The 9,978-nt window shown below is 31.2% G+C and carries 9 protein-coding genes; 6 read left to right on the top strand and 3 right to left on the bottom strand.

The window, feature by feature from the left end; translation table 11 throughout:
* The 3 genes from Q0K54_RS06600 to Q0K54_RS06590 all read left to right on the top strand — a co-directional run.
* A partial coding sequence (locus tag Q0K54_RS06600) for an LPXTG cell wall anchor domain-containing protein (RefSeq protein WP_294579345.1) occupies window positions 1-359 on the top strand: 359 nt, incomplete at its 5' end.
* 114 nt (window positions 360-473) lie between these two features.
* A complete protein-coding gene (locus Q0K54_RS06595; protein WP_294579342.1) occupies window positions 474-1,310 on the top strand; it encodes an AraC family transcriptional regulator in 837 nt (278 codons plus the stop codon).
* A 78-nt stretch (window positions 1,311-1,388) separates the two neighbouring features.
* Complete coding sequence (locus tag Q0K54_RS06590) at window positions 1,389-2,990, top strand: alpha/beta hydrolase (RefSeq protein WP_294579338.1); 1,602 nt, start codon at window positions 1,389-1,391, stop codon at window positions 2,988-2,990.
* A 68-nt stretch (window positions 2,991-3,058) separates the two neighbouring features.
* On the opposite strand, the gene Q0K54_RS06585 is transcribed toward Q0K54_RS06590, so the two are convergent.
* The 3 genes from Q0K54_RS06585 to Q0K54_RS06575 all read right to left on the bottom strand — a co-directional run bounded on the left by Q0K54_RS06585 (window position 3,059) and on the right by Q0K54_RS06575 (window position 5,625).
* The gene (locus Q0K54_RS06585; RefSeq protein WP_294579335.1) at window positions 3,059-3,826 is read right to left on the bottom strand and encodes an HAD family hydrolase; all 768 of its coding nucleotides are present in this window, start codon (window positions 3,824-3,826) and stop codon (window positions 3,059-3,061) included.
* A 73-nt stretch (window positions 3,827-3,899) separates the two neighbouring features.
* Window positions 3,900-4,577 (bottom strand): TIGR00266 family protein, encoded by a 678-nt coding sequence (locus Q0K54_RS06580; RefSeq protein ID WP_294579333.1) that lies wholly within the window; start codon window positions 4,575-4,577, stop codon window positions 3,900-3,902.
* 13 nt (window positions 4,578-4,590) lie between these two features.
* The gene (locus Q0K54_RS06575; protein ID WP_294579331.1) at window positions 4,591-5,625 is read right to left on the bottom strand and encodes a lactonase family protein; all 1,035 of its coding nucleotides are present in this window, start codon (window positions 5,623-5,625) and stop codon (window positions 4,591-4,593) included.
* 190 nt (window positions 5,626-5,815) lie between these two features.
* Here Q0K54_RS06575 and Q0K54_RS06570 point away from each other — a divergent pair, with 190 nt between their 5' ends.
* The 3 genes from Q0K54_RS06570 (at window position 5,816) to Q0K54_RS06560 (ending at window position 9,925) form a co-directional block, all read left to right on the top strand.
* The gene (locus Q0K54_RS06570; protein WP_294579330.1) at window positions 5,816-6,307 is read left to right on the top strand and encodes an Lrp/AsnC family transcriptional regulator; all 492 of its coding nucleotides are present in this window, start codon (window positions 5,816-5,818) and stop codon (window positions 6,305-6,307) included.
* Window positions 6,307-7,476 carry an aminotransferase class I/II-fold pyridoxal phosphate-dependent enzyme gene (locus Q0K54_RS06565; protein ID WP_294579328.1) on the top strand — a complete coding sequence of 390 codons (1,170 nt, stop codon included), beginning with the start codon at window positions 6,307-6,309 and terminating at the stop codon, window positions 7,474-7,476. The genes Q0K54_RS06570 and Q0K54_RS06565 overlap by 1 nt, the downstream gene beginning before the upstream one ends.
* A 118-nt stretch (window positions 7,477-7,594) precedes the next feature.
* Window positions 7,595-9,925 (top strand): HAD-IC family P-type ATPase, encoded by a 2,331-nt coding sequence (locus Q0K54_RS06560; protein WP_294579327.1) that lies wholly within the window; start codon window positions 7,595-7,597, stop codon window positions 9,923-9,925.
* Window positions 9,926-9,978: the final 53 nt, after the last annotated feature.

The following is a 9,978-nucleotide window of genomic DNA, read 5'->3' as shown; positions in this document are numbered from 1 at the left end:
CAAGCGATGATAAATATAAACTATCATTATTTGAAACAACAGCAGATGATAAATTAATGTTTGCTGAAGATTATGATCAAGATGGTGTAGATACGTTAGTTACATATAGTAATCACTGGTCATGGATTTATACATTAAATAATATTCCTCAAGACAGTGATGGTACTCATATTTGGGACTGGGCTGTTAATTATCAAGCAGCAAAACAACTTGGTTCTATGGATACAACTGATACTAACATACCAAATCAAACAACATCTTCAGTAAAAACTGGTGATGATATTAATCTTGGATTACTTGGTGGTATAGCTTTATTATCAGTATTAGGAACAGTTGTTGCTAAAAGAAGAGTAGATTAATTGTTTTAGAAGACTAGAGAAATAACTCTAGTCTTTTTTAAACACAAAAATTTACTTTTTATTTTTAAAGATAATAATATTATGCTACTATTTATGTGAAGGGATATGATGAATATGTCACATAGAATAATCGTAAGAAAACATGAAAAAGTCAAATATAATCAAAGTTCTTTTTTTACATTAGCACATAATTTTTATGATCATGATTGTTATATGGAAACTCATTGGCATAATAGTATCGAAATTACTTATGTTGTAAATGGGACCAAAATTCAAAATATGGAGGGAAAGCATATCGTTGCTGATAAAGGAACATTATTATTAGTGAACTCTGGAGTAAGTCATGATGTTGACGTAAAACAGGGCTTAGAAGGAATTGTTTTATTATTGGATCGCAATTACATTGATTATTATTGTCCACAAGTAATTAATAAGCGTTTTGATCTCAATAAAAATAATGAAGCAAAACAAAAGATAACTGAATGTTTATTGCAGGCGGTAGCTGAAAAGCATCGTAATAATCAAATTAAATGTACTATTGAAATCTTAAAAATTATTGATATTTTGGTAACTGATTTACTGGATTATAATTATTATGTTCAAGAAAAGCATGATGATGAAGTTTATGAGATGATTATTAGTATTGCCGAGTATTTAGATTATAATTATCAAAAGAAAATAACTTTAGATAATCTGGCAACAATTACTAACTATAATAAAACTTATTTATCAGCAACGTTTAAAAAGAAAATAGGTGTAACTATTTTTGAGTATTTACGAAATGTACGAATACAGCATTGTTTAGATGATTTAAAATATAGTGATGAGTCGATTGTTAATATTGCTTTAAATAATGGATTTTCTAATATTCAGGTTTTTAATCGAACATTTAAAGAATTATTCAATATGACCCCTAAAGAATATCGTGAAAAAAGCCTAAAAAATCTTTAAGTACTTTCGAAAAATTGTACAATCTTTTATTTTGGATAATTGTTACAATATGTCAGGAAAGGAAGGGATTATGAAAATATGAAAAAGTTAATTACGTCTGTTATCGCAACTATGTTGACTATTACTATAATGATAACACCTATCAGTGGTTTAGAAATTAATGCAACATTTGTTCAAAATACAGATACTCAAAATGGACATGGCTTTGTTGATGAAGAAATCGATCAATTTGAAACCTATTCTAACGTTTCCGGTAATTCTGGAAATTATACAAGTATTGCTTCAAAGATTTATAAACCTGTTTCTGGAGATACATTAATTGTTGTATTCCATGGAAATGGTGAAGGCGGAGTTGAAGGAAACTGTAATAATTATGCTCAATTAGCTGGAAATCGTTTGGCAGTGACTTATACTACTAATGATGTGCAGGAAGCATTTAAAGGAGCATATGTTCTAGCATTTCAGGCTCCTGATTACTGGTACAATGATTACACAGATCAAGCGAAAAATATTATTGATCAAGCGATGAGTGAATTTGGAATTAAACAAGTATTTATTAGTGGTTTGTCTGCAGGAGGGTTGATGTGTCAACGGATGTTAGCTAAATATGGTAGTTTCTTTGATGGGGCATTATTCTCTTGTGCAGCAATTGCTAAAAATAATCAATATGTTCAAGGATTGGGAGGTAACTATGAAAGTCCAATTGGCTTTTTAGATGCTGGAGATGCATATACTGATGGTAAAACTTTTTTGATGCCAAGTGATATCGATAACTATATCGCTAATTATAATAAATGGTTAGAAAATATTGCAGCCAGTGATGTACCGATTTTTATGGTTCATTGTTATTATGATACAACTATCTATTATAAATGGACAGAATATGCTTATAATTATATTAAAGATTATCGCGATTCTAATGGATTAACTGGAGATATTTATTATAATATAATTGATGATGTAAGTTATCCTGATGAAACTTATAGCAGTTCTCACTGGTCATGGATTAAAATGTTGAATGGTGATATCTATGCCTCTACTGATAGCACTTTAGATACTATTAGTTGGTTTGAATCTCTATCAACATCAACTAATAATTATATTCCTAAGTCATATACATTATCTACTGCTGGTGTTAGTGATCAAGAAAATACATTTAAATATAATTTGATTGCTACAGTAACTAATAGTGGTGAGATGATTACTGGAATTGAAATTGATATGAACGGTACCAAGGTTGATAGTTCTAAATTGACACCAGAAATGTTCAAAATTACTGGTTATAATTATGATGCTAGTGGTGTTGTTGATTCTTTTGAATCGTATGGTATATTTGGTAGTGAACTTGAACCAGAAGAAATTGAAGTAGCTACAGTGGAAATAAATGAGACAGGTAATATTGTTTTACAATTAGCTACTATAAAGGGTGTTTTAAATTATACTTCACTTCTTAGAAACTTGACAACAAATATCCGTTATAACATTGAATCAGTAGCTTTACCAGTAATTGAAGAAACTACAGATGTTCCTGCAACTACTGATCCCACAACAATGGAACCTACAGCTGATACTTCTACAACAGCAGTAAAAACAGGTGATGATACTAATATTATTTTATTTGGTGGACTGTTTACTGTATCAGTTTTAGGATATATTGGAATCAAAAGAAAATTTGATTAGTGTTTAAAAGACTAGAATTAAAATCTAGTCTTTTTGAAACTTTATGTAAAATATTTTATAAGTAATAATTATATTAAATCATATTGTTTGCAGGCTTTATATAAACCATCATTATCAATACTATCAGTTACATAGGTTGCAATACTTTTTAAATATTCGTCTCCTTGGCCCATACATATTGATATTTTGGCATGTCGAAACATTTCAACATCATTTAAAGAGTCACCAAAACAAATATAATCTTGAAGCTGAAATTGATCTAATAAATATTTTATACCGGTTGCTTTAGTTGCATCGGCATGAGTAATATCGCAATAAGTGGAAACGCCAGGTAATACATTGATTCCAGAAATTGTTTTAAATGGAACGTAGTTATAACCTATTGGTCCATACGCAATCATAGCTGCGACTTTTTCACCATGATAAATGCCAACTGGTGGTACCTTAGCATTAAAGTATTTAATTGCGGTAAAAACATTTTCATCAGGTTCTTGGGTTAAAAAACGATTTTCGGTTTTTAAAGCTAATGGGATATTATATTTTTTAGCGATTCGGATACATTCTTGAACAACTTTAGGGTCGATAACTAATTCTTTGATTAAATCATAATCTCGATTTAAAATACTTTGACCATTATTACAAACATAACCATCCCATTTAATTAAATCAGGAATCCCAGTTCTTTTTAAAGAGTTAACTGATCTTCCAGTTGCAATGCCAATTTTATAGCCATATTCATGTAATTTATGTAATGCCTCAATAGTAGAAGCACAGATTTGATGCTGATAATTATCTCTTAAAGTTCCATCAACATCAAAAAAAACCATTGGTTTCATAAGCCACCTCATTTCGCTAGTATTTTAACAAATTTAAAGGAATATGCAAAGCATATTCCAATATAATAAACATTTAATTACCACCAGTAGGGATAAATGGTGCAATAACTGATGCTACTGAACTAATTGGCATAGATTGTAATACTAATTTACCAGGACCGGTTACAACTGTATTAAAAAATCCTTCGCCACCTAGAAGTTTATTTTTCATTCCTTTTACACTTTGAATTTCCATTTTACAGGTTGCATCCATCATTGCTAGATAGCCAGTATCAATGATCATCTGTTGACCTGGAAGTAAATCATATTCGATGGCGGTGCCATCAATTTCTAAAAATACAAGACCATTACCACTAATTTTATTCATGATGAATCCTTCACCACCAAAGAATCCGGTTCCCAATTTTTTATTAAAAAATACACTCATATCAATACCGCTGGTAGAGGCCAAAAATGTTGATTTTTGAATAATAATTTCATGATCAGCATCAATTTCAACAGCTTTGATTGAACCAGGAAAAGATGATGCAAAAGCGATCATTCCATCATCAACAGCTGTATAGCGATTTTGAAACATCGTTTCACCACTAAACATGCGTCCAAAAGCTTTTCCAATTCCGCCACTAGTAGTTTCCATCTTCATTACTGGATCCATCCAGCTCATCGCACCACTATCAGTGATCATTGTTTCTCCCTTGTCTAAATGACAGATTACAACAGGTAAGTTACCACCTTTGATTTCATATTTCATATTGTTTTCTCCTTTATTTATTGATTGCTATACAGACTGGTGCTGGTATTGCTAAAGTTGTAGCAGTTCGCGCTAGCTGCTCTTGTTTTTCATCAAATGTAAACAATTCAATTTCATCGTCATCTTGAGCACCAACGATTATATATTTATCATCATAAATATTAAAATCACGAGGACTTTTTCCGGTATGCACCATATAGAGTAGATTAACTTTACCAGTTTCTTTATTAACTCGATATAAAGCCAGGCTGTCATGCCCTCGGTTAGAAACTAACAGGTGATTTCCAGAAGCAGTTAAACGAATAGCACTAGCACTGGAGAAACCTTTAAAATGTCTTGGTGTTGTATGAATAACTTGAATTAAGTTTAAATATTGATCGTTATATTTAAATACCATCAAATTATTGGCAATTTCATTAACAAGATAAGCAAAGCGTCCGTCTTGAGAAAAAATCATATGTCGAGGACCAGAACCAGGGACTACATTTAAATTATGATTGCTAGCTTCTACTAATTTACCATCATCATAAGTATACATAATGACTTTATCAGCTCCTAAGTCAACAGCATAGACATATTTTTTATCTGGGGTAAAGCCCACACAGTGACAATGAGGACCGGTTTGTCGCTTTAATAAGTCAGGACCTAAACCAGTGTGATGAACGGTATTTATTTTTTCTTTAATATAGTTGTTTTCAAGTAAATAAGCTGCTGTAGCTCCAACATGATAATTAGCAGCAAAGAGATATCTTCCATTATCACTAACACACAAATGGGTATAAGAACGACCATTTGAATTAAAGTTATTATTGGGAATCAATTCATCTTTGTAGATTGCAAAGCTGCCAACACCGCCACCATTATTGATTCTTCCAGCATTTTTATAAGCGACAAATAAATTATTATTTTTAGTTATCATATAAGCTGGAAAATCTTGAGTGACGATATGTTGAATTAATGAAAATTGTTGATTTTTATCATTTAGTTTGACAATATATATTCCTTTGTCATCATTTTTACCATAGCTAGATACATAGAATGTCAGCATAATAAATCCTCCTTAAACAATATTTTATCATAATCTGGAGATGAAAGGGGTTGTATTTGTGATTTTTTAATAATTATTAAAGTTTTATGGTCTTTTTTTATGATACTTTTTTATTGAAATGAAGTTTCTGTATCTTTACCTAGTAGTTAAAATGTTATATAATGAATGAAATAAATTGGAGGAAAAGATTATGGATGTAAACTTATTACTAACATTACTTCATGATAATGCGCGAATGGAAATTACTGATTTAGCGATGGCTTTAAATGAGTGTGATGATACTGTTGCTAAAACAATCGATCAATTAGAAAAAGATAAAGTTATCTGCGGCTATCATACGATCATTAATTGGGATCGGACTAATGTTGATAACGTAATGGCGTTGATCCAAATTAATGCGACACCTGAAAGAGAATATGGCTATGATCGTATTGCTAAAAAAATCTACGCTTTCCCAGAAGTTGATACGATGTATTTATTAAGTGGCAGCTTTGAATTCGTTGCTATTGTCAAGGGCCATACAATGCAGGAAGTTGCTCATTTTGTTGGTTCTAAATTAGCACCATTAGAAGGAGTAACTGGTACGGCAACAATGTTTGTTTTAAAACAATATAAAAATAACGGAATTAGTTTTGATGATAACGATAAAGATGTAGCAGAAAGGTTATTGGTGACTCCATAATGGATTACACTAAGTTTTTAAATACTACAGTTAAAGAAATTCCACCAAGTGGGATTCGAAAATTCTTTGATTTAGCTAGTGAAATGGAAGGAGTAATTTCTTTAGGGGTTGGGGAACCTGATTTTGATACTCCTTGGAAAATTAGAGAGGCTGCTATTTATTCGATTGAGCAGGGAAAAACTTTCTATACGGCTAATCAAGGTTTAGTGGAATTAAGAAAAGAAATCTGTCGTTATCAAAAAAGAAGATTTGGTTTAGATTACGATTATGAAAAAGAATGTATAGTTACTGTTGGTGGATCTGAAGCGATTGATTTGGCTTTCCGTAGTTTGATTAATCCTGGAGATGAGGTTATTCTTTTACAGCCAAGTTATGTAGCTTATACACCAGGAGTTGAACTGGCTGGTGGAAAAGTTATTAGTATTGAGTTAAAAGAAGATAATCAGTTTAAATTAACTCCAGAATTATTAGAGGCTGCAATTACCCCTAAAACCAAAGCAATTTTGCTTAATTATCCTAGTAATCCTACTGGCGGTTTTATGACTCGTGAAGACTATGAAAAGATCGTTCCAATTATTAAAGAACATGAATTGATTGTTATTACTGATGAAATTTATGCTGAATTATCATATGAACAAAAATTCTGTTCTATTGCCGCTTTTCCAGAAATTAAAGACCAGGTAATTTTAGTTAGTGGTTATTCAAAAGCTTATGCAATGACTGGATGGCGTTTAGGATATGTATTGGCTAATGAAGTTTTCACAAAAGCAATGAATAAAATTCATCAATACGTGATTATGTCTGCACCAACAGGAGCTCAATATGGGGCTATTGAGGCTATGCGCCATTGTGATAATGAAATTGAAAAAATGCGTCAGGCTTATATGCTTAGAAGAAATTATATTGTAAAAGCATTTAATGATATGGGCTTACACACTTTCACACCACAAGGGGCTTTCTATGTTTTTCCATGTATTAAATCCACAGGAATGACATCAGAACAATTTTGTGAAGAGTTATTAAAAGATCAACTGGTTGCTTGTGTTCCTGGTAATGCCTTTGGTCAAGCAGGAGAAGGTTATATTCGTGTATCTTATGCATATTCAATTGATCAGATTAAAGAAGCTACATCTAGAATTAAAAAATTCTTGGAAAAACTAAATAAATAAGCTATAATCAACCTGATTTTACTAAAACAGGTTGATTTTTTTGTTAAGTATCTGTAAAAATATTGTGATGTAGGGTAAAAGTATACTATAATAATGTAAGCATTTGGAGGTGTCCTATTTGGAAAAAGAAAGATCCATCGATTATAAAACAGGATTAAGTAACGAAGAAGTTGCTAAGCGAGCTAGTGAAGGGAAAGTAAACGGGATCAGCAAACCGGCAAGTAAAACATATGGTCAGATTATTAAAGATAATGTTTGTACTTTGTTTAATTTGTTAAATTTTTTAATTTTTGTAGCTTTAGTATTAGTCCAAGCATGGTCAAATTTAGTTTTTATGGCAATTATTGTTGCTAATGCCTTAATTGGTATTTATCAGGAAGTAAAAGCTAAAAGATTAGTAGATCAATTATCAATCTTAACTAAGCCAACTATTACTGTGGTTCGTAATGGTCAAACGACTGTTGTTGATATAAATGATGTTGTCTTAGATGATGTTTTAGTTTTAGAAAGTGGTAATCAGGTTTGTAATGATGCTACTGTTATTCATGGGATGATTGAAGCTAATGAATCATTATTAACAGGAGAATCGGATCCAGTTAATAAAAAAGTAGATAGTGAGCTATTATCAGGAAGTAGTGTTATTTCAGGAAAATGTTATGCTCAGGTTAAAAATGTTGGGGATAATAACTATTCAACTGCATTAGTCAAAGAAGCTCAAAAAGTAAAAGAGCAAAATTCTGAGTTAATGGATTCAATGAAAAAAGTAACTAAAGTTACTACTTTTATGATCATTCCATTAGGAATCATTTTATTTGTGGAAGCATTATGGCTTCGTCAAGATATTTTATTTGAAGCAGTTGTTTCTTCAGCTGCTGGCTTACTAGGAATGTTACCAAAAGGATTAGTTTTATTAACTAGTGTTTCTTTGGCTAATGGGGTAGCCCGTTTAGCTAAAAAGAAAGTTCTAGTTCAGGATTTATATTCATTAGAAACACTGTCGCATGTTGATGTATTATGTTTAGATAAAACTGGAACAATTACCGATGGAAAAATGAAAGTAGAAGAAACTTTTATGTTTGAAAAAAATGATCAATTTGATACATTAGAAATCATGGGGTCATATTTACGTGCCAGTGATGATAATAATGCTACTTTTCAGGCTATGGATGAATATTTTGGTGAAAATGATCTATATGATTGTAGCAAAAAGATTTCATTTTCTTCACTTCGTAAATGGAGTGCAATTGAATTTAAAGATATTGGAACGATAGTTGTTGGGGCTGCTGAAAAAGTCATTTCTCAAACGTTACCTGATGAAATAAAAGATAAAATGCTGCAGGGAATGCGAGCATTAGCAGTCGGGTATACTAGTGAAAGTATTAGTGATGATCAGCCTTTACCTGAGTTGCAGCCATTGATGGTAATTATTTTATCGGATACAATTCGTGATCATACGAAAGAAACTTTAGAGTATTTCCATCAAGAAGGGGTTGAAACAAAGATTATCTCTGGTGATAATGTTAATACAGTTATGGCCATTGCTTCTAAAGCTGGAGTATTAAATTATGATCGTTGTATTGATATGTCAACCGTTGATGATAAGGATTTACCTAAAGTAGTTCAAGAATATACGGTATTTGGGCGAGTTACACCTAATCAAAAGAAATTGATTGTTGAAGCTTTAAAAGCCGATGGTCATCATGTTGCAATGACTGGTGATGGGGTAAATGACTTGCTGGCATTAAAAGACGCTGATTGTTCAATTGCGATTGCTGATGGTAGTGATGCTTCAAAGCAAATTTCACAAGTAGTGTTATTAAATTCAGATTTTACATGTTTACCAGATGTTTTATTAGAAGGACGTAAAGTTGTTAATAATGTTACAAGGGTAGCTGGAGTCTTCTTTATTAAAACAATTTATAGTGTTTTATTATCACTATTCTGTGTTTTGACCAATACAGCTTTTCCATTTATTCCCTTGCAAATTACGTTGATTGATTTATTAGTTGAAGCGATGCCTTCATTTATGACTATTTTTGAATCAGATATTCGTAAGATTAAAGGTAGTTTCTTACCAAAGGTATTTTCTAAGGCTATCGGAAATGCTTTAGCGGTAGTTATAATATTTATTGGAATTATGTTATTTGGAAGTAATTTTGGCTTAAATCAGCTAGAATCAGTGACATTGATGTACTATGTTTTAATAACTATTTCAATGATTGCGGTAATTCGTTCATGTTATCCATTTACTAAACTGAGAATTTTGATTTGTTTAATGATGGTATTTGGTTTCATTTTGGCAATCTTATTATTTAGTAATATCTTACATTTAGCCAATGTTTCATTATCAATTGTTTTAAGTGGTTTAGTTTTATCAGCAATCGGAGTTTTAATCGAAAGAGCGATTTATCGTTTAATTGCTCGTTATATGAAACAACATAATTTATAATCTAAGAGGTATTCATTAATGTGAATACCTTTTTTATAAAAAAGATATCCTTT

Source organism: uncultured Thomasclavelia sp. (genome assembly GCF_944324745.1).
Taxonomy (GTDB): Bacteria; Bacillota_I; Bacilli_A; order Erysipelotrichales; family Coprobacillaceae; genus Thomasclavelia.
Note: the sequence above shows the minus strand (reverse complement) of the source record. Positions and strands in the feature narration are given on the sequence as shown.